This is a genomic window from Haemophilus sp. THUN1692, from assembly GCF_059704395.1.
The window spans coordinates 1,854,939-1,878,963 of the sequence record NZ_AP046579.1 but is presented as its reverse complement, the minus strand read 5'-3'; the positions used below and the strand labels follow the sequence as shown (position 1 = coordinate 1,878,963).

The window sequence follows — 24,025 nt, the reverse complement described above, 5'->3', positions numbered from 1 at the left end:
CATGAATCGATACACTGGCGAAACATTAAAAAACGAAAGCGACCACATTAAACAATCCATTGCCGATATTTTGCTAACGCCAGTTGGTTCACGTATTCAGCGGCGTGAATATGGCAGTTTAATTCCTCTGCTAATTGACCGCCCGATTAGCCACACATTGTTATTACAACTGGCGGCGTGTGCTGTTACAGCGATTAATCGTTGGGAACCACGCGTACAGATCACACAATTTAAACCAGAGTTGGTTGAAGGTGGCATTGTGGCAAGTTATGTCGCACGCAGTCGCAAAGATAACCAAGAAATGCGCAACGAAAAACTATTTTTAGGACATAAACAATGAGCGAATTAGTCGATTTATCAAAACTAGATGCACCGAAAGTGCTAGAAGATTTAGATTTTGAAAGTTTGCTCGCAGACAGAAAAGCGGAATTTATCGCACTTTTCCCACAAGATGAAAGAGCATTTTGGCAAGCACGATTAAGTTTAGAAAGTGAGCCTATCACAAAATTATTACAAGAAGTGGTTTATCTACAGCTGATGGAAAGAAACCGCATCAACAATGCGGCAAAAGCCACAATGTTAGCCTATGCAAGCGATTCAGATTTAGATGTGATTGCAGCCAATTACAATGTAAAAAGACAAGTCATTCAAGAGGCGAATAATAATGTTACGCCTAAAATCCCCGAAATTTTAGAAGATGACACCTCATTAAGATTGCGTACGCAATTAGCCTTTGAGGGGCTTTCTGTGGCGGGTCCTCGTTCTGCTTATATCTTCCACGCACTTTCTGCACACCCTGATGTTGCAGATGTGTCGGTGGTTTCCCCTCAGCCCGCTAATGTTACCGTGACAATTTTAAGTCGCAATGGACAAGGCGAGGCAGAGGAAAGTCTTTTAAATGTGGTTCGGGCAAAACTTAACGATGATGACATCCGCCCTATTGGCGACCGCGTTATTGTCCAAAGTGCGGTGATCCAATCCTACGAAATCCGCGCCAAATTACATCTTTATCGTGGCCCTGAATATGAGCCAATCAAAGCTGCAGCTCTAAAAAAATTGACGGCTTACACCGAAGAAAAACACCGTTTAGGGCGAGATATTAGTCTATCGGGTATTTATGCCGCATTACACTTAGAAGGGGTGCAGCGGGTAGAGCTTATCTCGCCTACCGCCGACATTGTGCTACCAAGCTCAAAATCAGCCTACTGCACGGCAATTAATTTGGAGATCGTGATAAGTGATGATTACTAATTATTTACTGCCGATAGGCTCAACCCCATTAGAAAAACGTGCGGCAGAAATTCTAAAAAGTGCGGTAGCAAATCCCATTGTTATTGCAGATTTAATCAACCCTGAACGCTGCCCTGCTAATTTACTGCCTTATTTAGCTTGGGCGTTTTCGGTGGATAAATGGGACGAAAACTGGACGGAAGAAGTTAAACGCATTGCGATTAAACAATCTTATTTTGTACACAAACACAAAGGCACAATTGGCGCAGTAAAACGTGTGGTTGAGCCAATAGGCTATCTTATTGAACTGAAAGAATGGTTTCAAACCAACCCACAAGGCACGCCAGGAACATTTAGCTTAACCGTGGAAGTGTCTGAAAGTGGTTTAAATGAACAAACCTATAACGAACTTGTGCGGCTTATTAACGATGTTAAACCCGTCTCAAGACATCTCAATCAGCTCGCTATCGCCCTCTCCCCAACAGGGACACTTAGTGTCTTTGTTGGTCAGCAGTGGGGAGAAATCATCACGGTATATCCACAATAGGAATATTTATGGCATCACAATATTTTGCAATCTTAACCGACTACGGAACACGGGCTTTTGCTCAGGCATTAAGCCAAGGGCAGTCATTACAACTTACTCAATTTGCTGTGGGCGATGGCAATGGACAAGCGGTTACACCAACAGCAAGTGCCACAGCACTTGTGCATCAAACACACATCGCACCTGTAAGTGCAGTTTCTCTGGATCCTCGCAATAATAAACAAGTCATCGTTGAATTAACCATTCCTGAAAATATCGGTGGTTTTTACATCCGAGAAATGGGCGTATTTGACGCACAAAACAAACTCATTGCCTACGCAAACTGCCCTGAAAGTTTTAAACCAACAGAAAGTAGTGGCAGTGGTAAAGTCCAAGTACTACGAATGATTTTAAAAGTAGAATCCTCTAGTGCAGTGACATTATCCATCGATCACAGTGTGATTTTTGTGACTCGCCAACAAATGGCACCGAAAGCCATTACTGCCACAACGCAAAATGGATTTGATGAAAGCGGTCACACTCACGAAATTGCTAAAGCAACCTTGCAACAACAAGGCATAGTCCAACTCACCAACGACACAGGCCTTGAAAGTGAATCTCTTGCACTCACTGCGAAAGCGGGGAAAAAACTTGCTCAACAAACTGCACAATTACAGTTAAATGTCTCGCAAAATTACATCCAAAACAGCAAAAAATCCTCTGCCGTAGATAGCAATAGTGCAGACACAGTTGCAACCAGTGCAGCGGTTAAAACGGCTTATGACCTCGCAAATAGCAAACAATCTCCCGCCACAACCTTAGCGGGCTATGGCATTGGAAATTTTAAAGTTGAACCTTTTGTTGGCGATATTAACACCCTTAAAACCGATGGTATTTATGCGATTACACAAGCAAGCCGTTCACAAAATCTACCTGTAGCTGGCAATAGTTGTCACATCCAAGTTATTGCAGGCGGTGATGGTCATTGGTGTCGTCAAATTGCCTATATTGCTTATAGTACAGATATGTATGAGCGACATCAAACAAGTTATCAGACAGACAGTTGGTCGGCTTGGAAAAAACTCAATACCGATGGCATTCCTATTGGTGCGGTGGTGTCATTTCCGCGCGCGGTAACCAATCCAGTTGGCTTTTTAAAAGCCAATGGTACGACATTTAACCAACAAACCTTTCCTGATTTGTATCGTGTGTTAGGCAACAGCAACAAACTCCCTGACTTAACCCGTAGCGATGTGGGGATGACCGCTTATTTTGCCGTGGATAATATTCCTGCTGGTTGGATTGCCTTTGATGAGATTGCCACACAAGTTACCGAGCAACGTTACCCTGAGTTATATCGTCACTTAGTCGGCAAATATGGCTCTATTGCTCGTGTGCCTAAAGTAGCAGATAGATTTTTGCGTAATGTGGGTGATGGGCTATCGGTAGGACAAACACAAGAAGACGAGTTAAAACGACATGTACATAGAGTACCGATAGACTACGATTCTTGGTTCGACGACTCAAGTCAAGGAAGAAATAATTCGTATTTTGACTATACAACATTTACTCATTCTTCAGATTTGTGGAGTGTCAATAGTTATGATGATAGAGATGGCGATAATGGTTTTGTTTCACCTAAAAACACCTCTCAAATGGCAACAGGTGGTGCCGAAACTCGCCCTAAATCATTAATCCTCAAATTATGCATCAAAGCCATTAATAGTTTTGATGATGTAGTCTTTTGGATTAAATCTCACGGCGAGGTAACTAATACTGGTGAGCTTGATGCTGGGCGATTAGCGCAAGGACTGCAAAATAAAGCAGACCGTAATCATACCCATACCGTTAGCCAGATTACGGATTTTAATCAAGCTACCTCTCAAATTATTAATGAGTCAATTACCTATCAAAGAATTGGTAATGTTGAAATTAGAAAATATCCTGACGGGACGATGATTCAAACAGGTTTAATTGTTTTTACTCGAGGCAATACTACAGTGCATACAGATCTCGTGCTGCCGATTGCATATGTAGATAAAGAGTATCGATGTTTTATTACAGAACGATACGAATCAAGGGCAAGCGGTAAGGGAGAATATAACTGGGTATTTATGCAAGCCAAAACGAATACAACAGCGACAGTAACAAGCTGGTATTTAGGGTCTGCAGATTGGATGACTATTGGGAGATGGAAATAATGACTATGTACTACAAAAACGGCTTTTTTGATGACGCAGACGGTGGTTTTGTCCCAGAAGGTGCGGTAGAAATTAGCCAAGATAAATATATTGAGTTACTTAACGGACAATCTCAAGGCAAGCAAATCATTGCAGATAAAACAGGCAACCCCGTATTAATTGACCCACAACCCAGTGCAGCACACGAGTTAAATCTTGATACGCTCACCTGGGAAATTTCAGCCGAAAAACAAACCGCTCTTTTTGCACAACAAAAAGCAGGCTTACTCAATAAGTTAGCGGACAAAGCTGACCAACTTAAAAATAGCCTACTGACGGGCTATCCACAAACAGAAATTGAAAGTTTTTATCGACAAGAAAAAGAGGCTCTCGCATGGCAAGCCGACCACAACACACCGACACCCATGCTTTCACAAATTGCGCGTGTACGTGGTGTGCCGCTAGAGATGTTAATTGAAAAAGTGATTGAAAAATCTGCTCAGTTTGCTGTGGCGATTGGCATCATTATAGGGCAACGTCAAGCCTTTGAAGACCGCTTACTGGCGTTAAAAACCCCCGAGGAATTAACCGCACTTGAACAGGAGATTGAGCAATGGCAATTAAACGCAAATTAACACGCTATGGCTATCACGTTGTGATTGCCATAGACCAGCTGTTTAACACCCTCACAGGGGGCGCAGCAGATGAAACCCTCTCCAGTCGCACTTATCGGGGGGCAATATTAGCCGAGAACCCGAAAAAACGTTGGCAGGTGTTATATCGTTTCATCAACGGCATTTTCTTTGACCGCAATCACTGCAAAACGGCCTATGAAAGTGAGGTTTCAGGCAAACAACATGATGAACGCTTTAAGGCGGTGCAACATGGCTGAGATTATTTTTAACTGGATTCGCGGTGATGACGAAGCGGAAACCTTAGTATTTACCGAAGAAAACGGCGAACCCTTAGATTTTACAGGCAGTCGGTTTGATTGCGATATTGTGCCTTTAGGCAGTGCAAGCGAGATGATTCGCTTATCAACAGACAACCAAGGCATTCTTATCAACGTAAATGAAGTCAGCCTTATCATCACCCATGAGCAAACAGAAAATGTAACGTGGAAAGAGGCAAGATTTGACCTGCAACAAACCACGCCAGACGGCAAAATTAAAACGTGGTGTAACGGAAAAGTGCGGTTACAACACGATATTACGCGGAGAGTATGATGCAAACTATCCAAGTAAAACCTAAACAAACTGTGCAAATTAAGGTGAAGCCTTGTGTAAAACTGGCAAGCCTTGCACTGTTTGATACAGCACTTTTAAAGATTTATAACCAAGCTAAAGAGGACTACAAACATGGAAAAACTAGAAATTAACCAACAAGACCAAGGTTTTGCCTATCAAGTTGGCAAAGATATTGCTCAATTACAAGAGACGGTGGCAGCCTTACAAGCCGCGGCTACCGCTCAACAGGGGACAAAAACCCAATGGGTGCAGAAAGTGACGTTAAAACCGGGTACAACGGAGTCTTGGGCAAAAGTGAAAGTTAATCCTGAATTAGTGGGGAAAGTGGGGATGGCATTATCTGGCAACGAGACTATGGAAAAAGTCTATTTCAAAGATATTTACGAAATGCCTGCTGATGCGTCACTTTTTCCAGCGTATCTCATTGCTTTTGCAGACCCTGAACAGGTGGATTTTGTGAGTGAGGTGGGGTAATAAATGTGACGGCGGGTAATTCCGCCGTTTTATCCATCCAAATCTACCTAACCGCCCTTTGTTAGTTTAAATACCACAACGCCAAGCGCTACCCCTCGATTTCAAATCCTTACAAAATAGCCACATCTTTTCAAACCATAGAAACCATAGGGCTAAAATTATGTCTGATGAATATCTCCATGGGGTCAAGGTAACGGAAATTTCCGAAGCCTTGCGAACACTCACCACATCATCCACTGCAGTTATCGGTTTAGTGGCAACCGCACCAGATGCAGATGCATCGGTTTTTCCACTCAACAAACCCACTCTTTTAACTGGCATCACCGCTGAAATGCAAGCCAAAGCAGGTAAACAAGGCACGTTATCTCGTGCATTAGACGGCATTGCGGACATTGTGAATTGTAAAGTTGTCGTCATTCGCGTGGAAGAAAACGAAGATGAAAGCACCATGAAAGCCAATGTGATCGGAACTGTAGATAACGAAGGCAATTACACTGGCTTAAAAGCGTTCCTCGTGTCTGCTGCAGTTTGTGGTGTCAAACCACGTATTTTCTGTATCCCGAAATATGACAGCCAAGACGTAACCACTGAATTGTTAAGCGTAGCGAAAAAACTCAATGGCTTTGTGTATGCCTCTTGCGGCACAGCAAAAACCAAAGAAGAAGCAGTGACATACGGTCGCAATTTCTCACAACGTGAATTAATGCTAATTTTCGGTGATTTCTTATCGTTTAACCCAAATACCAAACAAACCGAAGTGGATTATGCCGTTGTTCGTGCTGCCGCAATGCGTGCATATCAAGATAAAGAATACGGCTGGCACACCTCAATCTCAAACAAAGGTTTAACTGGCGTGACAGGTGTCACCAAGCCGCTTTCTTTCGATATTAACGACAGTGCAACCGACGTGAACTATCTCAATGAACAAGGCATTACTTGTTGTGTTAATCACAATGGCTTTAAGTTCTGGGGATTACGCACTCGTTCGGCTGACAAATTATTTATCTACGAAAACTACACTCGCACGGCACAAGTGTTGAAAGACACCATTGCACAATCCTTTGACTGGGCGATGGATAAAGACATTTCCGTGAATCTTGTAAAAGAAATCGTAGAAGCGATCAATGCAAAATGGCGTGAATATGTGGCGCAAGGTTATTTAATCGGTGGGAAAGCATTTATCAATGCCAACCTCAACACAGCCGCAACCTTGAAAGATGCAAAATTGCTTGTGTCTTATGACTACTGCCCTGTTCCACCGTTAGAACAACTTGGCTTTAACCAATACATCAGCGATGAATACCTTGTGGAATTTGCCGCAAACATTGCAAAAGTAGGAGCGTAAAAAATGGCATTACCTCGTAAACTCAAATTAATGAATTTTTTGGCTGACGGTAACTCTTACCGTGGCCAAGTCACCGAAATCACCCAACCTAAATTAGCCATGAAACTGGAAGAATACCGCGCAGGCGGAATGTTTGGCCCAGTAAAAGTGAATTTAGGGGTAGAAGGCTTGGAAGCGCAATTCAAGATGGGCGGTTATATGACCGAACTTATCAAAGAATTTGGCGGAAAAATTGACGGCACAGCATTACGTTTTGCGGGCGCCTATCAACAAGACGACACCGAGGAAGTGGTTTCAATCGAACTGGTCATGCGTGGTCGTTTCAGCGAAATTGACAACGGCACCAGTAAATCGGGTGATGACACCGAACAAAGCTACACCGTGCCATTAACCTACTACAAAATCATCGAAAACGGCAAAGACCTCGTGGAAATTGACCTAATCAATTCCGTTTTCATTGTCGGTGGGGTTGATCGTCTCGCAGAGCACCGCGCAGCAATCGGCATTTAATTCACACACACCTTGCCCCGAAAGGGGCTTTTATTAAATCCCCTCCCCTCTTTACAAAAAAGAGGGATTTTAAAGGAAACATAAAATGAAAATAGAAAACACCAAAATCATCACCTTAACCAACCCTATTACTCGTGGCGAAAACCAAATCACGGAAATCACCGTCAATAAACCGACTGTGCCCGCATTAAAAGGCTTAAAAATGTTTGACGTGTTGCAAATGGATGTGGACGCATTACAAGTTTTACTTGCACGTGTCACCACTCCTGTTTTGCATAAATCAGACTTTGTCACTATGGAAGTGGCGGACTTCACCGAGCTTGCTGCGGCGGCTGTCGGTTTTTTAGGGAAGAACTCGGAAGTGGAAACCGAAGCGACCGAGTAATGATTGCCGCAACAGTGGAAGATGCCATGGCAGACATTGCCATCATCTTCCACTGGCAACCACAAGCCTTCGAGCAAATGACATTTTCCGAATTAATGCAATGGCGAGAAAAAGCAAGGGAACGAAATGAAACAGAAACTGATTGATTACCTGTCAAATTTGCCAAGATACCTTGTATGGCGAGGGATAATCACCCTCTCGATTGTCTTTTGGCTGCTTGTCGTTTTCGGCATCGCGTTTTTATTTTGCTAATTCACCAAGTGCGGTAGAAATCATGGGATTTTTTGACCGCACTTTTCACAGGATTTTATTATGCTTAAATCATTACATTTTTTAGATTTTATTCGCGAATTTATTCTTTTTTCTGTTGTTCTTGCCGTATTTATTATCGGCAGTTCAAGCGCTCAAATCACCTTAATTTGGATAATTACCATTTTATCCATTCTGGCTTGGATTGGTACGGCGGTAAACTATCAAAAGAAGAAGATCAGATATACAAAAGCAAAAACTACATTTGAGATGTATACGTTAATTTTATTAAGCACGATTTTTGTTTATTTTGATCATTGGATTATTGGTACTTTTATATTGTTTTCAAACTTTATTTTTATTATCAGTTGCACGGAAGACAATGCCAAAAAGGAAGAATAAATGTTCCAAAACTTCGCACTTGCCACATTGGGTATGTTTGTTTTTACTCGGCAAACTGTACCTTTTCAAAGTTTGGACCGCACGTCAAATTGGCGACATCCAACCAATGCCATTGTCGGGGCAATGCCAAAAACACAATTCACGGGCAAAGAAAGCGAAACCGTCACGATAAGTGGCAGATTAATCCCAGAAATCACAGGCGGTAGATTTTCCATTAAAGCTCTGGAATTAATGGCAGACAGTGGCGGTGCATTTCCTCTTATTGATGGAGCAACCTTTGAAATTATCGGTTTTTTTGTAATTGAAAGCGTACAAGAAACCCGAACAGAGTTTTTTGGCGATGGTGCAGCCCGTGCGATTGATTTTAGCATGAGCCTAAAACGCACTGATGACCCCATGTTAATTGCCATTGCAGAGAGTTTAATGAGTAGCCTTTAATGTTTGATTTAAATCTTAATGACAATCATCGCACGCCTGCTTTTAAAGTCCAGATCACCACGAAAGACAAAAAACAGCAAGACATCACACAAGTGATTTCGAGCCGTTTAATTAGTTTGTCTTTAACGGATAATCGTGGCTTAGAGGCAGATACACTCGACCTAGAATTATCCGACCATGACGGCAAACTCGCCTTGCCGCCACGCAATGCCACAATCCAAGTTGCGCTAGGTTGGAAAGGCAAGCCGCTGATTGACAAAGGGCAATATTCCGTCGATGAAGTGCAATTTTCAGGCGGTGCAGGATCGGCAGACCGATTAACCATCAGAGCAAGAGCGGCTGATTTAAAAGGCTCATTTTCCGAACAAAAAGAGCGGTCATTTGATAAAAAAACGTTGGGCGAAATTATTGACAGCATCGCCAAAGAAAACCAACTCAAAAGCCAGTGCGAGAAAAAACTGGCTAACACCTTTATTGCGCACATCGACCAAACCAACGAAAGCGACATTAATCTATTAAGCCGTCTAGCAGAAGAACACGGGGCAATGTGCACCGTTAAAAATGGCACGCTATTATTTATGCCGCTAGGACAAGGCAAAACCGCCACAGGCAAGCCGATTCCACTGCGTAAAATCACTCGCAAAAGTGGCGATAACTACAATTTCTCCATTGCAGAAAGCGAAAACTACAAAGCCGTGCGGGCGTATTGGCACGATACGGACACAGGCAAACGTGGCGAAATTACGGTAGATGAAAACACCAAGATAGTGAAAAAACAGCGTATGACGAAAGGCAGAACGCTAGCAGATGGTACAGTAAAGGGCAGACGATTAACGAAAAGAAAATATAACACTATTGAACAAAAAGCCCCTGTGGAAAGCGACAACGATAAAATTAAAAACCTTCGTGTTACTTATCCTTCGGAAGCGAGAGCTATCACTGCCGCCAAATCCGCCTTTGACAAACTCAAACGAGGTGTAGCAACATTTAGCCTAAACCTTGCCTTTGGCGAACCCGATTTAATCCCCGAAACACCGATTGAACTTTCAGGCTTTAAAGCAGAAATTGACGCAACAAATTGGCTGATCACTAGAGTAACGCACAATCTTTCAGACGGTGGCTTTACCAGTCAAATTGAATGTGAACTGAAAGTGGAAGATGAAGAAGTGGAAGTGAAAAAAGAGAAAAAATAAAACGGTCGATTGACCGCTATTTTTTCAATAAACCATGAGGGAAAATATCAATATAATTTACAAACAACCTTTGATACCATTTTATTTTGGTCATCATCTCTCGTGGAAGACCTTCGGCATTAAGTTGTTCGTTATAACAAATTTGTTCTAACACCACTAAAACAGGTGGCTCCTCCAAATCTATTCGATTGATTCCGGTTTTAATTTCGTTACAAAGTGTTAGGGTAAGAGGTTCTGCAATTAAGCGTTCTTTCAAGCGTAGGAACTGTTGGCTAAAATCACGGTGGTCGCGTGCTTTCTCACTAAACCCAATAACTAAACTCAAAGAAGAACATACCGTCAGGGCAATACTCACCGCGATTGCAATAGATTGATGTGATTGCAATATGGCATAAAGCGTACCGGAACCGAACAATACAGATAAGAAATTCGTGCCACGCTCCCAGCATTCAAAAAAATGTTGTCGTTTCCTATTGTAACGAATCGAACGTTCTATGCTAAAAAGTAGGTTTTTCTTTCTTGCCTCTAAATTAATCGTCTTGTTGGTCATTTTCTCGTTTATCGTCATCAGCGTCCTCCTCATAAGGGTCTGGCATTAATTGCGCAGTCAATATTGCCAACTTTTCATCGTTATTGAGGAGTTTATTATTATCCGACATATTTTTTACCTTTATTTTGTTGTGAACAATGACCTAACCAAATTAAATTTATAGCAAATTACTTATCTACACACATTCTCACAAGGCACGCCATCGTGATCGCGATCAAGCTTTTTCATACCACATTGCTTAAGATGAAACATTGCATCATCGCAACTTTCCATATCTCCACATACTCGCTTTCCATCATTACAACTGAATTGCTGTTCTGATTCAGAATTTGATTTTTTGTGCGCCTTAGCAAACACTGCAGGTGATACGGCAAGGGAAAGTGCGGTTAAAATTAAGAAAAGTTTTTTCATAGAATATTTCCTATAAAAAAGCCCGTTATAAAACAGGCATACAATAGAATTAAGATTTTGGACGAGTGAATAAAACAAATAAGCCGAGAATAATATCACCGATGACCCACAAGCCAAGAATCATGCTTAACCCCAAGCCAGTGCCGATTGCCGCACCCGCTTTTTCTGCATCGGTCGCTGCGCTATTTATCACTTCTGCGCCCCCGCCCAAACCAGTGAAAAGGCTATACACCATGAACAAGTTGAACAGAATAAACAACCATTTAAAAACCTTGCCCATAAAGGTGCGTTTAGGTTTTCTTAGTTGTTTACCACAAGACGGACATTTGAAAGCTTGATCACTTACTTGATTGTTGCATTCAGGACAGTTAATTAATGCCATAATATTTCCTTATGTTGTTGTTAATAAAGCTCTTTTATTTTATGGAGGAGGTTCACCACCGCTTCATCGTCAAACTAAACACCACGTGACCTAATCCACGATAACAGCCGTTTTACCCAGCTTGGCCGTTGTTGTTCAGCCAGTAAATCACGCAAGTGGCAGGCAAATTCGTGCATTGCTTGCAACTCGGTTTCTTTCATTTCTTTAAAATAGTGTGACCCATAACATTTATCGGCATGTGTATTGATCACAAATTCAAGGTGCGCAGAACAATTACGCACAGCAAGAATTTCAGCTACTAATCTGGTGCGCGGAAAAGGGGCGCTTTCTTTATGATAGATATTCGTGATGTTCACATCTCGCCCAGCAAGATGGTGTACTGTGCTGTTTTCAATGGTTTGTTTTGTCATGGGCGGGTTACTTCTTGCCTATATTGATATCACGCCCCGCCACATTCTCAATAATACTGTTAGAAACTGTTTGCCCTGAAAGTGCGGTAGGGCTTTGTAGATTTTTCTCTTGCTCCCATAATGTATTAAAATCTCCCTTTATTAACCCTGCTTCAAGCATTGCCATAAAAGTGATAGCACTAGTTTTTTGCCCATCTTTAACCAAACGATTAAATGCCAACAATACTGTTCTTTCTAACGGTTCTAAACTCTCTTTTGTCCGTTCACCTGTAAACAAATAATTAATATCCGCACCTAATTTAGAAAAAGCCATTAAGAAGTCTGAACTAGCAGCCCTCTCTCCATCTTCATAATAGTTATAAGTTCGCTTAGAAACTCCACAAAATCTAGCTATTTCATCTTGAGTAAGACCTAAACGCATACGTTCATTTTTTAACATTTGAGAAAATTGCACCATAATTCAAATTTTCCTATTGTAAGTTGCACAATTATGCAATAAAATATTTCCAAAATAAGATAACAAGGCTTAAAACGGATCGTTTTGATAAATACTCTAACAATATCAACAAATTCAGGAGGTGTCTATATGGAAAAAAATGATCTTAGTCATAAAACTAAGCGTAAACCTCGCCCTATACGCGAGGTTTCTGTGGCATTTCACATAACGTTAAACACAGAAGAAGGCGAAGTTTTTGAACGCAAACGGGAAAACTTGGGATTAGCAACCAAAGCCGCATTGGGGCGGATGTTGATTCGTCAAGGATTGGGACTAGCAGATTAATAACCGTGCAATCCAAGGCAAGGTGCGATGTTAAAAGATAACGCTATGTCAACCCATATTATCGGCGATAACAATACGGTTGCCGGGCGAGATGTGAATATTACAAATGTTGTAGTGAATGTGTCTATTTATCTTCAGCGTAGCATTCCTACAGAATCGACATTGGAAACCGAAGTAAAGCCTAATGATGGATTGGGCAGTGATTCGGAATAGTTAAACAATGGAAAAAAACACGAAAGCTATGCTTTTTCAATGTAAACAATTTATTGCACGTTATGTGGCGTGGCTTGCGTTAAAAATGTTGTACCGAGTTTCTCTTGGAAAATCGCAAGCGCCCGCAGCATTTCTTGTGTTGCCTGCGGTGTATAGCGAAAAGTCATCTTCGCCTGTGGCGCACCTGAAACAAACTGAAAACATTCCACCGTCATTTCTCCTGTCTCGGCATGGAAAGTGATGTTGAGCGGTGAATCAACTTCAATGGGGATAACCAGTGTTTCGTCAGTCATGGGAGTTCCTTATTTTTATGGAGAAATTAATGACGACTATTTCTGTTCAAAGAGATCTTGTAGTGAACGTACATATTCACGCCCCTGTTGATCTTCAGGAGGCAGTTCAGAAAGAAGTTTTGCGTATAGAAGGCGCTGTTGCTCAAGAAGTGGCGAAAATGATGGCTGAACGTGAAGCAAGTCCTCGCGGATCTTTGAAAGATAAAGAATAGTGCTTTGCAATTCGGTTTGTTGATAAATCAATTCAAATAGCAAGTTTTGACGTTCAATACGCTTTTGCATTTGCGCTTCAAGTTTTTCGAGACGTTCTTCAATGGAAAGTGCGGTCATAAAAATCCTCAGGGTAAGAGAACACATAATTATTAGTGACTGAGTATAACAAAGTAAACAAAAACAACAAGGAAAAGAGTATGGCGAAAACAGAAAAAAAACGCGAACTAAAATCTGAAATTATTGCGTTTCGTGTAACGGCAAGTTTTAAAGAAAAGTTACAAGAAATGGCTCAAGCGGATAAACGGGAATTGAATGATTTTATCCGTTTGAAATTGGAAGAATGTATTAATTAATCAGTCAGTAAGATGACATTAAGCCAAACAATTCCAGCAACAATAGACCAGTTAAGGATAAATATGAGAAATCGTAAAAATCGAGTCAGCATGGCATACCTCGTGGCGTTATTTTCAATGGTGTCGTGCTTTATGGTGTTGATTATCTTTTAATTTTAATAACCGTGCAATCCATATTGGGGAATGTGGAGAGTATAGGACAGAAGAAGGTGTGTGATATGGCTGTTGAAGTGTTATGTCCAAAGTGTAAAAAAAGTACCAGTACGAGAACATCAACTCAAATTACGCCGACATTAAAAAAAGCGATTGTGTATTGCCCAAACTGTTTGAATATGCTTGGCAAGATAACCATTAATTTTGATGAAGTTTATGATTTACATAAATCTCTCAATTTGGAATCGCTCACTTGGTCGGACTTTCCTAATGAAAGCAAAAAGAAAAATGCTGACGAAAGGCAAATTGATATTTTTGCAGATTGGAATGACTGGCCTGGGAACAAATAACCCTATCTATTTTTAATCAAAACAATTTTTAACCACCGTCGTTTGAAGAAATTCATTCGACAGGATTTTTGCAACCAAAATTTAGGAGTTTGAGCAAATGGCAAGCAGTAATTATGTGTATGACAACGGTAAAAAACGCCATAACCGTGTGAATGTGTGGCAGTTAAACAAAACCGTGCAAGAACAGGCTCGCAACATTCAACTGTTGCAACGAGCGATTTCTCACCAAGCAAACGTGAATGCACAGCAAGTATTGCTGAATGAATCACTGAGTGATCGTATTGCATTACTTGAAAAAGTACAGTGGAAACGTGAACAAAGTATTTTCCAACGCTTTGCACGGTGGTTCCGTAAATAAATGAATGGGGGTGAGTGATGGCCTTAATGCCTTATTGCTTTGACGATGAAACGGAATCTGCCGCTGAAAAATGGTGCCGTGTAAATCAAGTAAAGGTGCCTGAAATCCGAAGTTTTGATGATGTGCTGCACTTGTTAAGTAAAAGCCAATTCCGTGTAGAACGAGAGTTTGACGGTTTACAACAAGGCTTTCGAGAAATGCTGTTGGAATTAGCCGATTTAGATTTTTCAGATTTACGTGCAGGGCATTTAACAGGCACTAAGCTCCATCACTACACAGAACAAGGACAACGCAAAATAGCCCGTGCACTACGTAAAGTGCGGTTACTTTCGGGAATGTTTTCACAAGGCGTAACAGAGCGGGAATTTACTCAAATTGATACTCAGGAAGATAAAAATGGAAACACAAATGAATAAATCCGCACAGAAATGGTATCGCAAATATCGTCGTTTTTTAGCCTTGTGGGGACATTTAAAACAACAAGGGAAAGATGACATCGCCGCGCTTGTTTATTCAAAAATCATCGAATCCGCCAATATGACGGTTTACTTAGCGAGAAATGCAAAATGAAAAAATTAGCGATTAAAACTTATTTAGACCATGCGCAACACGCAAAAGAAAGTGAGCAACAAGGCAATTATGGGTTAGCCGCAAAACAATGGCGTTCAGCGTGGATAGCTGCACCAACCGAAACACAAACAAACTGGAGCTTTGCACGCGCTGAATATTGTTTCAAAAAAGCGATTGAGGAAGGGCAAATCAAACAGGAAAAGACCCGCCAATATGACTTTAAGCAATTTATGGAGAAATGTGATGTGTGAGCTTTTTTTGATGTGTTTAGCGGTGGTATTGACTGTACTTGGTATAGCTTTGACGGCAATGGGATTAACTGCGTTGATTGCCGATTGGTTAGATAAACGCTGGTAAGGAGGAATGATGGAAAACAATATTTATATTCCGCTTGATTGTGGTGTGACATTGGGAGTTAGAACGATGAATTCACGTTTTCAGGTGTTTGAGATGATTGAAGGGCAAGCGCCACAAAATATCGGTGAATCACTTGGCACTGTTTTAGATGTCGTTGAGGCATTGCGCCATTATGACTTAACACAGCAAGAAATTTCAACTCTAGATGAATTCGTTAGTGCCGTGAAATCCACTAACAACAAAATCAAAGAATATTTTGAATATCACAGTGAATATTTAGCCAATACGGCAATGTAAGGATTCTTGATGATGAACTGGGAACTTGAGTGCAATGCTAATCTTGCCAAACGTGAGCAAGCGATGGCAGATGCACGTGCAGTGATGATGCAAAGTGCGGTGAATGTTGACCGCACTTTAGATACTGCTCAAGCGACATCAGCGCAAATGGAATTATTTTCTGTTGCGCCGCACCAGTTCGATTATGTTGAAAAACTGCTTTCTGCGCTCCCTCGCAAACGCCAACGTGAGCATTTTCGCCATGTGTGGTTGCGTGCGTTCAATGGCGTGAAAGATGATGGTTCTATCGGGTTTAAATTCGGCAATAAACAGGCAGCGTATGCGAATACCTATTTGCGTGAAATCCTCACCAATCGCCTGAAAGCCGTTTTTCAACATTATCACATTAGCCTTGATTGGTTGATTGACCGTGATACGCATTCACAGGTGGTCGCACTTTCTAAAGGCAAAAAAGCGGCTAACTTTCCGTTTTATTTATTAGGTGAACATCAGCTAAAAGAAATGGCAGACAAATTAGCCATGTTGTTTACGAAATTACAGTCTGATTTTGTCAGCGAACAAGCCGAGCGGAAAGAACGTGGCGAAATATCTCTTGATGATTTCACCGCACTTTCTCGTGACCTTTATCGCTTAGTAGGCGAAGTGTGTGCGGATATTGGTTTTCCGTTAAAACACTGGTTCGCTTATCAAGATAACCGTTTCTTAGATGTGAATGACATTGAGGTTGATCTTAATAAATCAGTTTGCCCAACACACTGGAAACGACAACTTACTACCGCACAAAAAAGATTGAAAGAACATGTGGAGATTGGCTGTGGTGCAGTATCGGCAAAAGTGAGCCCTTATGTGTCGCAAACTGCATTTAATGACTACCGTGCGCAACGTGCAGATAACCTCGAATATCTGCAACAAATGGTGTTGGAAAATCTAGACGATAGCACCGAACAAATGCCGTTGATTGAAATGTGGAAAAAATCGGTGGCAAATCCTGCTATCCGTTTTCAGGAAACCATGAACCGCTTGCGTGGGATTGATGAATGGGCGATAGAAAATTCATTTGTGTCACTCTTTCTTACGCTGACTGCCCCATCCTCTTTTCACGCAACCCATGAAACAGGTAAAAACAATAAAAAATGGAAAGGCGCAAGCCCTCGTGATACGCAACGTTACTTAAATAAAGTGTGGGCGCAGTTGCGTGCACAGTTTGCCAAACGTGGAATCGGTTTTTTTGGCTTTCGTGGCGTTGAACCGCATCACGATGGCACACCGCATTGGCACTTGCTGATGTATGTAAAACCTGAACATAAAGATGACGTTATTCATCTATTCCGCAAGAAAGCATTGGAATTAGATGGCGATGAGTTTGGTGCGAAAAAATACCGTTTCAAAGTAGAAGAAATTGACCCAACCAAAGGTTCTGCCATTGGCTATGTAGCGAAATACATTGCCAAGAATATCTATGCAGGTAAGCAAGGCAAAGAAATGTCCGATGAAGTAGAAAATCTGACATTACTTGAAAACGTACAACGTGTCAGTGCATGGGCAAATCTTTGGGGCATTCGTCAATTCCAGTTTTACGGCACACCGTCAATTTCAACGTGGCGTGAACTTCGCAAAATTGATGATGCCATGGCAGCCGTTGCGGACGATGAAGTATTAGATATTGGTCGCACGGTGGCTGATGTGAGTTGTTTTGGTAGTTATTTAAAAGTGCAAGGTGGCGCAATGACAAAACGTTGTGAACAGCCGATTTGTATTGAGTATGAGGAATGCGAACCGAATAAATACGGGGAGATTCGTAAGAAAATTGTGGGGGTAAAAAACAGATTCACAGAAAAGAAAATCATCACCAAATTAAAAAACTGGGTGATTAAATCAGCGAAAAGTGCGTTGGGTTCCACCGCACTTAATTCGGAGTCCACCGAAACAAACAAGGCGCATCGCGCCGCTTGGACTTGTGTCAATAACTGTAACCGTTCAAAAATTGAACAACAAGCTAATTTGTTGATGTTGCCTATTGGTGCGCCATTAAAACCGTCACAAATTGACCTTTTAATGCGCCATGGAAGGTTACGGCTTAATGACTATCGGTGGATTTGTTGTGAAAACGATGAAGTTTTCATTAAAGAAGAAAAAATTCCGTTGGCTCAAGCCTTTGGTTGGGGCGAGAGCTTGGGGGATTTTAGAGTGAATTGATTAAAAGTGAGGTTAAAAATGAGAAAAATTGTTCAAATTGCAGTAGCTGAATGTATGGCTTATGACAATGACTGTGGGGATTTAGAGCAATCAGAAACAATTGTTGCACTGTGTAATGACGGGACATTATGGCGTAGATGGTTAAACACTACTGGTGCTAATAGAAATGAACCTAAATGGGTGAAGATTGAAAATGTTCCACAGGATTAAGGAAAATACCATGACCAATATTCAGTTAATTGATGGTAAGCGATACGTGGTGCTGGAGTGTGAATTTGCTAGAGAATGGCAAGTTGGGAGAGAAAGTCGAACAACCGTGACTTATAGCGAAGCAGAAGAAATCGCAGACCATTACAGAAAATATTTAAAAATTCCACCTGAGCGAGTCCTAATTGTGGAAGTACCTAATGTGATTAAAGGTAGAGATTGAAAAGGAAAGAAAAATGGCAGAATTACAACAACTTATCAAAAACATTGAACAATGGGCAGAAGATCGCAATTTGATTGAGGGTTCTACACCGCAGAAACAATTTATTAAATTGATGGAAGAATTTGGTGAGCTATGTAGTGGCGTAGCAAAAAATAAACCTGATGTAATTAAGGATAGCATTGGGGATTGTTTTGTGGTGATGGTGATTTTGGCTAAGCAAAATCATATTGATAGCGTCTTAGAAACAATTAGTAATCTAGATTCATTTCAACCTGTTTTTAAATTAGACGTTGAAGAAATTATCGCAGAAACAGTCGTTAGCCTTGGTATGCTAGCAAGTGAATTAATGGGTCAAAACCTAGAAATACCGACAAAAGTTGATGCTATATTTGGGTGTCCTTGCTTATCACTTAAATTAATTAGCAGAAAATATAATTTAATGCTAACAGATTGTGTGCAAGCAGCTTGGGATGAAATCAAAGACCGCAAGGGACGTATGATTGATGGCGTGTTTGTGAAAGAGGGGGATTTGTGATTACAGAGGAAAACACAACAAAATCCGAGCGCACTTTAACAATTAAGGAGGTCGCTGACCTCCTTAATTTAAGTTACAGCACTGTTTTCGCTCACCGTTTTAAATGGGGCTTTTTTCAGATAGAAGGTTCGAAAGCGTGGCGAGTTTTTAGGGAAGATCTTGACCGTTGTAGAAAAAGAAAAAATAATGTCATCCGATTGGTTGGATTGACTGATATAAAAAATGGAGGAAAAAATAAATGTCAATCTACAAGAGAGGAAGTACATATTGGCTCGATATTACAACACCGAGTGGCGAACGAATTAGACGAAGCGCTGGGACTGAAGTAAAGAAAAAGGCACAAGAATTACACGATAAGATCAAAGCAGAATTATGGGATATGGCGCACCTTAACAAGAAACCGCCAAAACTCTTTGAAGAAGCCTTGTTATTATTTGTGGAAGATGCCAAGTTGAAAAAGGATTTTGATACTAACCGCAGACACGCTATTTATTGGCGTGCTGTTTTTGGCGGTTGGAAATTGAGTGATATTACAGGCGAAGATATTATGAATAATTTGCCGACATACTCAACCACTCATAAAAAACCATTGTCGCCTTCGACAAAAAACCGCTATCGTACGTCCATTTTGCGGGTTCTTTCACTGGCTTATAAAAATGGTTGGATTGATAGAATCCCTTATGTGAAAAAATTCGTTGAGCCAAAAGTCCGCGTGCGTTGGATTACAAAAGAGCAAGCCACAACACTGATTTCAAATTTGAATTTAGCGTGGATGAAAAATGTTTGTTCTTTTGCTTTATTCACTGGCGCGCGTATGACAGAGATTTTATCAATGACATGGGATAAAGTGGATTTTGAACGTAGTATCGCGATTGTTTCAAATGATGTAGCAAAATCAGGTAAAGCAAGAGCATTACCATTGAATAACACTGCTTTGGACTTATTGCAAAAATTATACCAAACTCGCCGCAGTGAATTTGTTTTTCATCGTGGTACAGATAAACAAATTGGGCGTATTGATTGGCATGATTTCCATCAAGCATTAGAAAAAAGCAATATTCATAATTTTCGCTTTCATGATTTGCGCCATACTTGGGCAAGTTGGCACGTTCAAGCAGGCACGCCGCTTTATACGTTAAAAGAGATGGGTGGTTGGGAAACATTAGAAATGGTAAAAAAATATGCACATTTAAATGCAGATCACATGATAGAGTTTGCGAACAATGTCACATTTACGCCACACGAAGACGATGATTTCTCACAAGAAAATTTTTACAATGTAGTAAATTATTGAAAATGAAATGCTTTTTAATGGCAGGGGCGGAGAGGCTCGAACTCCCAACACCCGGTTTTGGAGACCGGTGCTCTACCAATTGAACTACGCCCCTATTGGTATGAATAAATTGGCGGAATGGACGGGACTCGAACCCGCGACCCCCTGCGTGACAGGCAGGTATTCTAACCAGCTGAACTACCACTCCGCTAAATGTGGTAATTGGCAGTGCCTTACTCTCACATGGGGATACCCCACACTACCATCAGCATTACAACATTTCACTTCTGAGTTCGGTATGGTATCAGGTGGATCTATTGCACTATCTCTGCCAAAAATTTTTATTTTTTTAATTTACTCAATAAATAAACTAAAAAAATAAACCTGGCGGTGCCCTACTCTCACATGGGGAAGCCCCACACTACCATCGGCATTACAGCGTTTCACTTCTGAGTTCGATATGGTGTCAGGTGGTTCCACCGCACTATTGCCGCCAGGATAATCCTTTGATAACTCGTCTTTTCTCTTTTATCTTTCGCTACTCAGCTCTTACTCTACCTTTCACTCGTTCTTATTGGCCACAAGCTGAACTCAATTTTCTTTCTATTACGTCTTCTATATTTAATTTGTTTGTCTAGTCTTCTCTTTTTCGCTCTTTTCCAAAAACACTTGAGCGTTGTATAGTTAAGTCCCTCGGGCAATTAGTACAGGTTAGCTCAATGACTCACATCACTTACACACCCTGCCTATCTACGTCTTAGTCTTAAACAACCCTTACAGATTTATAATCTGGGAGAACTCATCTCTTGGCAAGTTTCGTGCTTAGATGCTTTCAGCACTTATCTCTTCCGCACTTAGCTACCCGGCAATGCGTCTGGCGACACAACCGGAACACCAGTGGTGCGTCCACTCCGGTCCTCTCGTACTAGGAGCAGCCCCAACCAATTCTCCTACGCCCACGGCAGATAGGGACCGAACTGTCTCACGACGTTCTAAACCCAGCTCGCGTACCACTTTAAATGGCGAACAGCCATACCCTTGGGACCTACTTCAGCCCCAGGATGTGATGAGCCGACATCGAGGTGCCAAACACCGCCGTCGATATGAACTCTTGGGCGGTATCAGCCTGTTATCCCCGGAGTACCTTTTATCCGTTGAGCGATGGCCCTTCCATTCAGAACCACCGGATCACTATGACCTACTTTCGTACCTGCTCGACTTGTCTGTCTCGCAGTTAAGCTTGCTTATATCATTGCACTAACCTCACGATGTCCGACCGTGATTAGCAAACCTTCGTGCTCCTCCGTTACTCTTTGGGAGGAGACCGCCCCAGTCAAACTACCCACCAGACACTGTCCGAGACCACGTTTCGTAATCTTCGTTAGAACATCAAACGTTAAAGGGTGGTATTTCAAGGACGCCTCCACAATCACTGGCGTGACTGCTTCAAAGGCTCCCACCTATCCTACACATCAAAATTCAATGTTCAGTGTCAAGCTATAGTAAAGGTTCACGGGGTCTTTCCGTCTAGCCGCGGGTACACCGCATCTTCACGGCGATTTCAATTTCACTGAGTCTCGGGTGGAGACAGCCTGGCCATCATTATGCCATTCGTGCAGGTCGGAACTTACCCGACAAGGAATTTCGCTACCTTAGGACCGTTATAGTTACGGCCGCCGTTTACTGGGGCTTCGATCAGGAGCTTCTCTTTCGATTACACCATCAATTAACCTTCCAGCACCGGGCAGGCATCACACCCTATACGTCCACTTTCGTGTTTGCAGAGTGCTGTGTTTTTAATAAACAGTTGCAGCCAGCTGGTATCTTCGACCGGTTCAACCTTCGCCCGCGAGGGACTACAATCTACGCCGGCGCACCTTCTCCCGAAGTTACGGTGCTATTTTGCCTAGTTCCTTCACCCGAGTTCTCTCAAGCGCCTGAGTATTCTCTACCTGACCACCTGTGTCGGTTTTCAGTACGGTTTAGTAAAGCCTTTCGCTTAGTGGCTTTTCCTGGAAGTGTGGTATCAGTTACTTCAGCTCCGTAGAGCCTCGTCATCATCTCTCAGTGTTAAGGAAGTCCGGATTTGCCTAAACTTCCCACCTACCAACTTAAACGCACATATCCAACAGTGCGATAACCTAACCTACTCCGTCCCCACATCGCAGCTTTACCAAGTACAGGAATATTAACCTGTTTCCCATCGACTACGCTCTTCAGCCTCGCCTTAGGGGCCGACTCACCCTGCCCCGATTAACGTTGGACAGGAACCCTTGGTCTTCCGGCGAACGGGTTTTTCACCCGTTTTATCGTTACTTATGTCAGCATTCGCACTTGTGATACGTCCAGCATGCTTCTCAACACACCTTCTTCCGCTTACACAACGCTCCCCTACCCAACAGACTTTCGTCTGATGCCGCAGCTTCGGTGCTATATTTCAGCCCCGTTACATCTTCCGCGCAGGCCGACTCGACTAGTGAGCTATTACGCTTTCTTTAAATGATGGCTGCTTCTAAGCCAACATCCTAGCTGTCTAAGCCTTCCCACTTCGTTTCCCACTTAATATAGACTTTGGGACCTTAGCTGGCGGTCTGGGTTGTTTCCCTCTCCACGACGGACGTTAGCACCCGCCGTGTGTCTCCTGAGTATCACTCTTTGGTATTCGTAGTTTGCATCGGGTTGGTAATCCGGGATGGACCCCTAGCCGAAACAGTGCTCTACCCCCAAAGGTGTCCGCTCAAGGCTCTACCTAAATAGATTTCGGGGAGAACCAGCTATCTCCCGGTTTGATTGGCCTTTCACCCCCAGCCACAAGTCATCCGCTAATTTTTCAACATTAGTCGGTTCGGTCCTCCAGTTAGTGTTACCCAACCTTCAACCTGCCCATGGCTAGATCACCGGGTTTCGGGTCTATACCTTGCAACTAGACGCCCAGTTAAGACTCGGTTTCCCTTCGGCTCCCCTATTCGGTTAACCTCGCTACAAAATATAAGTCGCTGACCCATTATACAAAAGGTACGCAGTCACCCTTTCAGGCTCCCACTGCTTGTACGTACAAGGTTTCAGGTTCTATTTCACTCCCCTCACCGGGGTTCTTTTCGCCTTTCCTTCACAGTACTGGTTCACTATCGGTCAATCAGGAGTATTTAGCCTTGGAGGATGGTCCCCCCATCTTCAAACAGGATATCACGTGTCCCGCCCTACTTCTCGTTAACTTAGTACCACAGCCTGGATGTCGAGTACGGGGCTATCACCCTGTGTCGCTAAGCTTCCCAGCTTATTCCTCTATCTCTGCTGCTATCATTAACTGGCTCTTTCGCTTTCGCTCGCCGCTACTGACGAAATCTCGGTTGATTTCTTTTCCTCGGGGTACTTAGATGTTTCAGTTCTCCCGGTTTGCCTCACTTACCTATGGATTCAGTTAGTGATAGTAGATTCTTCATCTACTGGGTTTCCCCATTCGGATATCTTGGATTAAACGCCTCTTATCGACTCATCCAAGCTTTTCGCAGATTAGCACGTCCTTCTTCGCCTCTGATTGCCAAGGCATCCACCTTGTACGCTTAGTCACTTAACTATACAACCTCAAATGCTTTCAACCACTTTAAGTTTTCACTTGAAAGTGCGGTCAATTTGATGCGTATTTTCATTCAACTAAACACTTGATTGCTTTTGTTCAATCAAGATTTTATGCAAAACAGTTTTATTTCAGTTTTCTTTT

The 24,025-nt window shown here is 42.1% G+C and carries 38 protein-coding genes, 2 tRNA genes and 3 rRNA genes; 30 read left to right on the top strand and 13 right to left on the bottom strand.

What is annotated here, in order from left to right; all coding sequences use genetic code 11:
• Position 1: 1 nt before the first annotated feature.
• From AC6H0A_RS09615 to AC6H0A_RS09540, 16 genes are all read left to right on the top strand, one after another.
• Positions 2-340: a GPW/gp25 family protein gene (locus AC6H0A_RS09615; RefSeq protein WP_005641150.1), complete on the top strand. Its 339-nt coding sequence runs from the start codon at positions 2-4 to the stop codon at positions 338-340.
• On the top strand, positions 337-1,251 hold the full coding sequence (locus tag AC6H0A_RS09610; RefSeq protein ID WP_005641148.1) for a baseplate assembly protein: 915 nt from the start codon (positions 337-339) through the stop codon (positions 1,249-1,251). The genes AC6H0A_RS09615 and AC6H0A_RS09610 overlap by 4 nt, the downstream gene beginning before the upstream one ends.
• Positions 1,241-1,777, top strand: coding sequence for a phage tail protein I (locus tag AC6H0A_RS09605; RefSeq protein WP_044232587.1), 537 nt, complete (start codon positions 1,241-1,243; stop codon positions 1,775-1,777). Before AC6H0A_RS09610 ends, AC6H0A_RS09605 begins: the two co-directional genes overlap by 11 nt.
• An 8-nt stretch (positions 1,778-1,785) precedes the next feature.
• On the top strand, positions 1,786-3,957 hold the full coding sequence (locus AC6H0A_RS09600; RefSeq protein ID WP_497512629.1) for a phage tail-collar fiber domain-containing protein: 2,172 nt from the start codon (positions 1,786-1,788) through the stop codon (positions 3,955-3,957).
• Positions 3,957-4,571 carry an HI_1402-related protein gene (locus AC6H0A_RS09595; protein ID WP_497512628.1) on the top strand — a complete coding sequence of 205 codons (615 nt, stop codon included), beginning with the start codon at positions 3,957-3,959 and terminating at the stop codon, positions 4,569-4,571. The genes AC6H0A_RS09600 and AC6H0A_RS09595 overlap by 1 nt, the downstream gene beginning before the upstream one ends.
• Positions 4,550-4,828, top strand: coding sequence for a hypothetical protein (locus AC6H0A_RS09590; protein WP_044233037.1), 279 nt, complete (start codon positions 4,550-4,552; stop codon positions 4,826-4,828). The genes AC6H0A_RS09595 and AC6H0A_RS09590 overlap by 22 nt, the downstream gene beginning before the upstream one ends.
• The gene (locus AC6H0A_RS09585; protein ID WP_005642258.1) at positions 4,821-5,162 is read left to right on the top strand and encodes a hypothetical protein; all 342 of its coding nucleotides are present in this window, start codon (positions 4,821-4,823) and stop codon (positions 5,160-5,162) included. The genes AC6H0A_RS09590 and AC6H0A_RS09585 overlap by 8 nt, the downstream gene beginning before the upstream one ends.
• A complete protein-coding gene (locus tag AC6H0A_RS09580) occupies positions 5,159-5,314 on the top strand; it encodes a hypothetical protein (protein ID WP_497512627.1) in 156 nt (51 codons plus the stop codon). Before AC6H0A_RS09585 ends, AC6H0A_RS09580 begins: the two co-directional genes overlap by 4 nt.
• A complete protein-coding gene (locus AC6H0A_RS09575; protein ID WP_044233040.1) occupies positions 5,295-5,657 on the top strand; it encodes a hypothetical protein in 363 nt (120 codons plus the stop codon). Before AC6H0A_RS09580 ends, AC6H0A_RS09575 begins: the two co-directional genes overlap by 20 nt.
• Before the next feature lie 160 nt (positions 5,658-5,817).
• Complete coding sequence (locus AC6H0A_RS09570; RefSeq protein ID WP_005642259.1) at positions 5,818-7,002, top strand: phage tail sheath subtilisin-like domain-containing protein; 1,185 nt, start codon at positions 5,818-5,820, stop codon at positions 7,000-7,002.
• 3 nt (positions 7,003-7,005) lie between these two features.
• Complete coding sequence (locus tag AC6H0A_RS09565) at positions 7,006-7,512, top strand: phage major tail tube protein (protein ID WP_005642260.1); 507 nt, start codon at positions 7,006-7,008, stop codon at positions 7,510-7,512.
• Positions 7,513-7,597: 85 nt separating this feature from the next.
• Entirely contained in the window at positions 7,598-7,897 is a 300-nt protein-coding gene (locus tag AC6H0A_RS09560; protein WP_005642261.1) for a phage tail assembly protein, read from the top strand.
• Complete coding sequence (locus AC6H0A_RS09555; protein ID WP_005633772.1) at positions 7,897-8,043, top strand: GpE family phage tail protein; 147 nt, start codon at positions 7,897-7,899, stop codon at positions 8,041-8,043. Before AC6H0A_RS09560 ends, AC6H0A_RS09555 begins: the two co-directional genes overlap by 1 nt.
• A 166-nt stretch (positions 8,044-8,209) precedes the next feature.
• Positions 8,210-8,548, top strand: a complete 339-nt coding sequence (locus AC6H0A_RS09550) for a hypothetical protein (protein WP_005642263.1) — start codon at positions 8,210-8,212, stop codon at positions 8,546-8,548.
• Positions 8,549-8,986, top strand: a complete 438-nt coding sequence (locus AC6H0A_RS09545) for a phage tail protein (RefSeq protein ID WP_005642265.1) — start codon at positions 8,549-8,551, stop codon at positions 8,984-8,986.
• Entirely contained in the window at positions 8,986-10,179 is a 1,194-nt protein-coding gene (locus AC6H0A_RS09540; RefSeq protein WP_005642267.1) for a phage late control D family protein, read from the top strand. Before AC6H0A_RS09545 ends, AC6H0A_RS09540 begins: the two co-directional genes overlap by 1 nt.
• 16 nt (positions 10,180-10,195) lie before the next feature.
• Here the strand turns inward: AC6H0A_RS09540 and AC6H0A_RS09535 are convergent, their stop codons facing one another.
• The 6 genes from AC6H0A_RS09535 to AC6H0A_RS09510 form a co-directional block, all read right to left on the bottom strand.
• Entirely contained in the window at positions 10,196-10,729 is a 534-nt protein-coding gene (locus tag AC6H0A_RS09535; protein WP_044233042.1) for a hypothetical protein, read from the bottom strand.
• Positions 10,710-10,838, bottom strand: a complete 129-nt coding sequence (locus AC6H0A_RS09530; RefSeq protein WP_256867607.1) for a hypothetical protein — start codon at positions 10,836-10,838, stop codon at positions 10,710-10,712. The genes AC6H0A_RS09535 and AC6H0A_RS09530 overlap by 20 nt, the downstream gene beginning before the upstream one ends.
• 62 nt (positions 10,839-10,900) lie before the next feature.
• A complete protein-coding gene (locus AC6H0A_RS09525; protein WP_005642271.1) occupies positions 10,901-11,140 on the bottom strand; it encodes an excalibur calcium-binding domain-containing protein in 240 nt (79 codons plus the stop codon).
• 49 nt (positions 11,141-11,189) lie between these two features.
• Positions 11,190-11,522: a zinc ribbon domain-containing protein gene (locus AC6H0A_RS09520; protein ID WP_005642272.1), complete on the bottom strand. Its 333-nt coding sequence runs from the start codon at positions 11,520-11,522 to the stop codon at positions 11,190-11,192.
• A gap of 74 nt (positions 11,523-11,596) precedes the next feature.
• Positions 11,597-11,932 (bottom strand): hypothetical protein, encoded by a 336-nt coding sequence (locus tag AC6H0A_RS09515; RefSeq protein ID WP_044233044.1) that lies wholly within the window; start codon positions 11,930-11,932, stop codon positions 11,597-11,599.
• Between the two features lie 7 nt (positions 11,933-11,939).
• Positions 11,940-12,389, bottom strand: a complete 450-nt coding sequence (locus AC6H0A_RS09510; RefSeq protein ID WP_005642274.1) for a helix-turn-helix domain-containing protein — start codon at positions 12,387-12,389, stop codon at positions 11,940-11,942.
• 129 nt (positions 12,390-12,518) lie between these two features.
• Here AC6H0A_RS09510 and AC6H0A_RS09505 point away from each other — a divergent pair, with 129 nt between their 5' ends.
• The gene (locus AC6H0A_RS09505) at positions 12,519-12,713 is read left to right on the top strand and encodes a hypothetical protein (protein ID WP_005642276.1); all 195 of its coding nucleotides are present in this window, start codon (positions 12,519-12,521) and stop codon (positions 12,711-12,713) included.
• Between the two features lie 45 nt (positions 12,714-12,758).
• Positions 12,759-12,926: a hypothetical protein gene (locus AC6H0A_RS09500; RefSeq protein WP_167351484.1), complete on the top strand. Its 168-nt coding sequence runs from the start codon at positions 12,759-12,761 to the stop codon at positions 12,924-12,926.
• Between the two features lie 50 nt (positions 12,927-12,976).
• On the opposite strand, the gene AC6H0A_RS09495 is transcribed toward AC6H0A_RS09500, so the two are convergent.
• Together AC6H0A_RS09495 and AC6H0A_RS09490 are read right to left on the bottom strand one after the other, a co-directional pair.
• Positions 12,977-13,219 (bottom strand): hypothetical protein, encoded by a 243-nt coding sequence (locus tag AC6H0A_RS09495; RefSeq protein ID WP_005642278.1) that lies wholly within the window; start codon positions 13,217-13,219, stop codon positions 12,977-12,979.
• A gap of 36 nt (positions 13,220-13,255) precedes the next feature.
• Positions 13,256-13,549, bottom strand: coding sequence for a hypothetical protein (locus AC6H0A_RS09490; RefSeq protein WP_005642280.1), 294 nt, complete (start codon positions 13,547-13,549; stop codon positions 13,256-13,258).
• An 80-nt stretch (positions 13,550-13,629) separates the two neighbouring features.
• Between AC6H0A_RS09490 and AC6H0A_RS09485 the strand changes: the two genes are divergently transcribed.
• From AC6H0A_RS09485 to AC6H0A_RS09430, 12 genes are all read left to right on the top strand, one after another.
• Positions 13,630-13,785, top strand: coding sequence for a hypothetical protein (locus tag AC6H0A_RS09485; protein WP_005633752.1), 156 nt, complete (start codon positions 13,630-13,632; stop codon positions 13,783-13,785).
• A 218-nt stretch (positions 13,786-14,003) separates the two neighbouring features.
• Positions 14,004-14,288 (top strand): PaaD-like zinc ribbon domain-containing protein, encoded by a 285-nt coding sequence (locus AC6H0A_RS09480; RefSeq protein WP_044233048.1) that lies wholly within the window; start codon positions 14,004-14,006, stop codon positions 14,286-14,288.
• A 97-nt stretch (positions 14,289-14,385) separates the two neighbouring features.
• Entirely contained in the window at positions 14,386-14,646 is a 261-nt protein-coding gene (locus AC6H0A_RS09475) for a hypothetical protein (RefSeq protein ID WP_005642282.1), read from the top strand.
• 17 nt (positions 14,647-14,663) lie between these two features.
• Entirely contained in the window at positions 14,664-15,062 is a 399-nt protein-coding gene (locus AC6H0A_RS09470) for a hypothetical protein (protein ID WP_005642285.1), read from the top strand.
• Positions 15,055-15,216, top strand: coding sequence for a hypothetical protein (locus AC6H0A_RS09465; RefSeq protein ID WP_157997919.1), 162 nt, complete (start codon positions 15,055-15,057; stop codon positions 15,214-15,216). The genes AC6H0A_RS09470 and AC6H0A_RS09465 overlap by 8 nt, the downstream gene beginning before the upstream one ends.
• A complete protein-coding gene (locus AC6H0A_RS09460; RefSeq protein ID WP_005642287.1) occupies positions 15,213-15,467 on the top strand; it encodes an ANR family transcriptional regulator in 255 nt (84 codons plus the stop codon). The genes AC6H0A_RS09465 and AC6H0A_RS09460 overlap by 4 nt, the downstream gene beginning before the upstream one ends.
• Before the next feature lie 115 nt (positions 15,468-15,582).
• Positions 15,583-15,870: a hypothetical protein gene (locus AC6H0A_RS09455; RefSeq protein ID WP_005642289.1), complete on the top strand. Its 288-nt coding sequence runs from the start codon at positions 15,583-15,585 to the stop codon at positions 15,868-15,870.
• Between the two features lie 9 nt (positions 15,871-15,879).
• On the top strand, positions 15,880-18,066 hold the full coding sequence (locus AC6H0A_RS09450) for a replication endonuclease (RefSeq protein WP_005642291.1): 2,187 nt from the start codon (positions 15,880-15,882) through the stop codon (positions 18,064-18,066).
• Between the two features lie 18 nt (positions 18,067-18,084).
• The gene (locus tag AC6H0A_RS09445) at positions 18,085-18,276 is read left to right on the top strand and encodes a hypothetical protein (protein WP_005642293.1); all 192 of its coding nucleotides are present in this window, start codon (positions 18,085-18,087) and stop codon (positions 18,274-18,276) included.
• 10 nt (positions 18,277-18,286) lie between these two features.
• Positions 18,287-18,496, top strand: coding sequence for a hypothetical protein (locus tag AC6H0A_RS09440; RefSeq protein WP_005642295.1), 210 nt, complete (start codon positions 18,287-18,289; stop codon positions 18,494-18,496).
• Positions 18,497-18,509: 13 nt separating this feature from the next.
• The gene (locus tag AC6H0A_RS09435; RefSeq protein WP_005642297.1) at positions 18,510-19,031 is read left to right on the top strand and encodes a MazG-like family protein; all 522 of its coding nucleotides are present in this window, start codon (positions 18,510-18,512) and stop codon (positions 19,029-19,031) included.
• Positions 19,032-19,269: 238 nt separating this feature from the next.
• Positions 19,270-20,325, top strand: coding sequence for a tyrosine-type recombinase/integrase (locus AC6H0A_RS09430; protein ID WP_005642299.1), 1,056 nt, complete (start codon positions 19,270-19,272; stop codon positions 20,323-20,325).
• An 18-nt stretch (positions 20,326-20,343) separates the two neighbouring features.
• Here AC6H0A_RS09430 and AC6H0A_RS09425 read toward each other — a convergent pair.
• From AC6H0A_RS09425 to AC6H0A_RS09405, 5 genes are all read right to left on the bottom strand, one after another.
• Positions 20,344-20,419, bottom strand: a tRNA-Trp gene (locus tag AC6H0A_RS09425).
• Positions 20,420-20,435: 16 nt separating this feature from the next.
• Positions 20,436-20,512 (bottom strand) — tRNA-Asp (locus AC6H0A_RS09420).
• A gap of 12 nt (positions 20,513-20,524) precedes the next feature.
• A 5S ribosomal RNA gene (gene rrf, locus AC6H0A_RS09415) occupies positions 20,525-20,640 on the bottom strand.
• A 46-nt stretch (positions 20,641-20,686) separates the two neighbouring features.
• Positions 20,687-20,802 (bottom strand): 5S ribosomal RNA (gene rrf / locus AC6H0A_RS09410).
• Positions 20,803-20,984: 182 nt separating this feature from the next.
• Positions 20,985-23,881, bottom strand: a 23S ribosomal RNA gene (locus AC6H0A_RS09405).
• Between the last annotated feature and the right edge of the window lie 144 nt (positions 23,882-24,025).

Coding starts and splice junctions, on each gene's coding strand:
- AC6H0A_RS09445 (WP_005642293.1), top strand. CDS start 18,085: ATGAGAAAAATTGTTCAAATTGCAGTAGCTGAATGTATGGCTTATGAC.
- AC6H0A_RS09535 (WP_044233042.1), bottom strand. CDS start 10,729: ATGACCAACAAGACGATTAATTTAGAGGCAAGAAAGAAAAACCTACTT.
- AC6H0A_RS09575 (WP_044233040.1), top strand. CDS start 5,295: ATGGAAAAACTAGAAATTAACCAACAAGACCAAGGTTTTGCCTATCAA.
- AC6H0A_RS09470 (WP_005642285.1), top strand. CDS start 14,664: ATGGCCTTAATGCCTTATTGCTTTGACGATGAAACGGAATCTGCCGCT.
- AC6H0A_RS09450 (WP_005642291.1), top strand. CDS start 15,880: ATGATGAACTGGGAACTTGAGTGCAATGCTAATCTTGCCAAACGTGAG.
- AC6H0A_RS09615 (WP_005641150.1), top strand. CDS start 2: ATGAATCGATACACTGGCGAAACATTAAAAAACGAAAGCGACCACATT.
- AC6H0A_RS09435 (WP_005642297.1), top strand. CDS start 18,510: ATGGCAGAATTACAACAACTTATCAAAAACATTGAACAATGGGCAGAA.
- AC6H0A_RS09515 (WP_044233044.1), bottom strand. CDS start 11,932: ATGACAAAACAAACCATTGAAAACAGCACAGTACACCATCTTGCTGGG.
- AC6H0A_RS09495 (WP_005642278.1), bottom strand. CDS start 13,219: ATGACTGACGAAACACTGGTTATCCCCATTGAAGTTGATTCACCGCTC.
- AC6H0A_RS09550 (WP_005642263.1), top strand. CDS start 8,210: ATGCTTAAATCATTACATTTTTTAGATTTTATTCGCGAATTTATTCTT.
- AC6H0A_RS09580 (WP_497512627.1), top strand. CDS start 5,159: ATGATGCAAACTATCCAAGTAAAACCTAAACAAACTGTGCAAATTAAG.
- AC6H0A_RS09485 (WP_005633752.1), top strand. CDS start 13,630: ATGGCGAAAACAGAAAAAAAACGCGAACTAAAATCTGAAATTATTGCG.
- AC6H0A_RS09465 (WP_157997919.1), top strand. CDS start 15,055: ATGAATAAATCCGCACAGAAATGGTATCGCAAATATCGTCGTTTTTTA.
- AC6H0A_RS09440 (WP_005642295.1), top strand. CDS start 18,287: ATGACCAATATTCAGTTAATTGATGGTAAGCGATACGTGGTGCTGGAG.
- AC6H0A_RS09570 (WP_005642259.1), top strand. CDS start 5,818: ATGTCTGATGAATATCTCCATGGGGTCAAGGTAACGGAAATTTCCGAA.
- AC6H0A_RS09555 (WP_005633772.1), top strand. CDS start 7,897: ATGATTGCCGCAACAGTGGAAGATGCCATGGCAGACATTGCCATCATC.
- AC6H0A_RS09610 (WP_005641148.1), top strand. CDS start 337: ATGAGCGAATTAGTCGATTTATCAAAACTAGATGCACCGAAAGTGCTA.
- AC6H0A_RS09510 (WP_005642274.1), bottom strand. CDS start 12,389: ATGGTGCAATTTTCTCAAATGTTAAAAAATGAACGTATGCGTTTAGGT.
- AC6H0A_RS09560 (WP_005642261.1), top strand. CDS start 7,598: ATGAAAATAGAAAACACCAAAATCATCACCTTAACCAACCCTATTACT.
- AC6H0A_RS09490 (WP_005642280.1), bottom strand. CDS start 13,549: ATGACCGCACTTTCCATTGAAGAACGTCTCGAAAAACTTGAAGCGCAA.
- AC6H0A_RS09500 (WP_167351484.1), top strand. CDS start 12,759: ATGTCAACCCATATTATCGGCGATAACAATACGGTTGCCGGGCGAGAT.
- AC6H0A_RS09605 (WP_044232587.1), top strand. CDS start 1,241: ATGATTACTAATTATTTACTGCCGATAGGCTCAACCCCATTAGAAAAA.
- AC6H0A_RS09530 (WP_256867607.1), bottom strand. CDS start 10,838: ATGTCGGATAATAATAAACTCCTCAATAACGATGAAAAGTTGGCAATA.
- AC6H0A_RS09520 (WP_005642272.1), bottom strand. CDS start 11,522: ATGGCATTAATTAACTGTCCTGAATGCAACAATCAAGTAAGTGATCAA.
- AC6H0A_RS09480 (WP_044233048.1), top strand. CDS start 14,004: ATGGCTGTTGAAGTGTTATGTCCAAAGTGTAAAAAAAGTACCAGTACG.
- AC6H0A_RS09525 (WP_005642271.1), bottom strand. CDS start 11,140: ATGAAAAAACTTTTCTTAATTTTAACCGCACTTTCCCTTGCCGTATCA.
- AC6H0A_RS09505 (WP_005642276.1), top strand. CDS start 12,519: ATGGAAAAAAATGATCTTAGTCATAAAACTAAGCGTAAACCTCGCCCT.
- AC6H0A_RS09430 (WP_005642299.1), top strand. CDS start 19,270: ATGTCAATCTACAAGAGAGGAAGTACATATTGGCTCGATATTACAACA.
- AC6H0A_RS09545 (WP_005642265.1), top strand. CDS start 8,549: ATGTTCCAAAACTTCGCACTTGCCACATTGGGTATGTTTGTTTTTACT.
- AC6H0A_RS09565 (WP_005642260.1), top strand. CDS start 7,006: ATGGCATTACCTCGTAAACTCAAATTAATGAATTTTTTGGCTGACGGT.
- AC6H0A_RS09475 (WP_005642282.1), top strand. CDS start 14,386: ATGGCAAGCAGTAATTATGTGTATGACAACGGTAAAAAACGCCATAAC.
- AC6H0A_RS09540 (WP_005642267.1), top strand. CDS start 8,986: ATGTTTGATTTAAATCTTAATGACAATCATCGCACGCCTGCTTTTAAA.
- AC6H0A_RS09590 (WP_044233037.1), top strand. CDS start 4,550: ATGGCAATTAAACGCAAATTAACACGCTATGGCTATCACGTTGTGATT.
- AC6H0A_RS09455 (WP_005642289.1), top strand. CDS start 15,583: ATGGAAAACAATATTTATATTCCGCTTGATTGTGGTGTGACATTGGGA.
- AC6H0A_RS09600 (WP_497512629.1), top strand. CDS start 1,786: ATGGCATCACAATATTTTGCAATCTTAACCGACTACGGAACACGGGCT.
- AC6H0A_RS09585 (WP_005642258.1), top strand. CDS start 4,821: ATGGCTGAGATTATTTTTAACTGGATTCGCGGTGATGACGAAGCGGAA.
- AC6H0A_RS09460 (WP_005642287.1), top strand. CDS start 15,213: ATGAAAAAATTAGCGATTAAAACTTATTTAGACCATGCGCAACACGCA.
- AC6H0A_RS09595 (WP_497512628.1), top strand. CDS start 3,957: ATGACTATGTACTACAAAAACGGCTTTTTTGATGACGCAGACGGTGGT.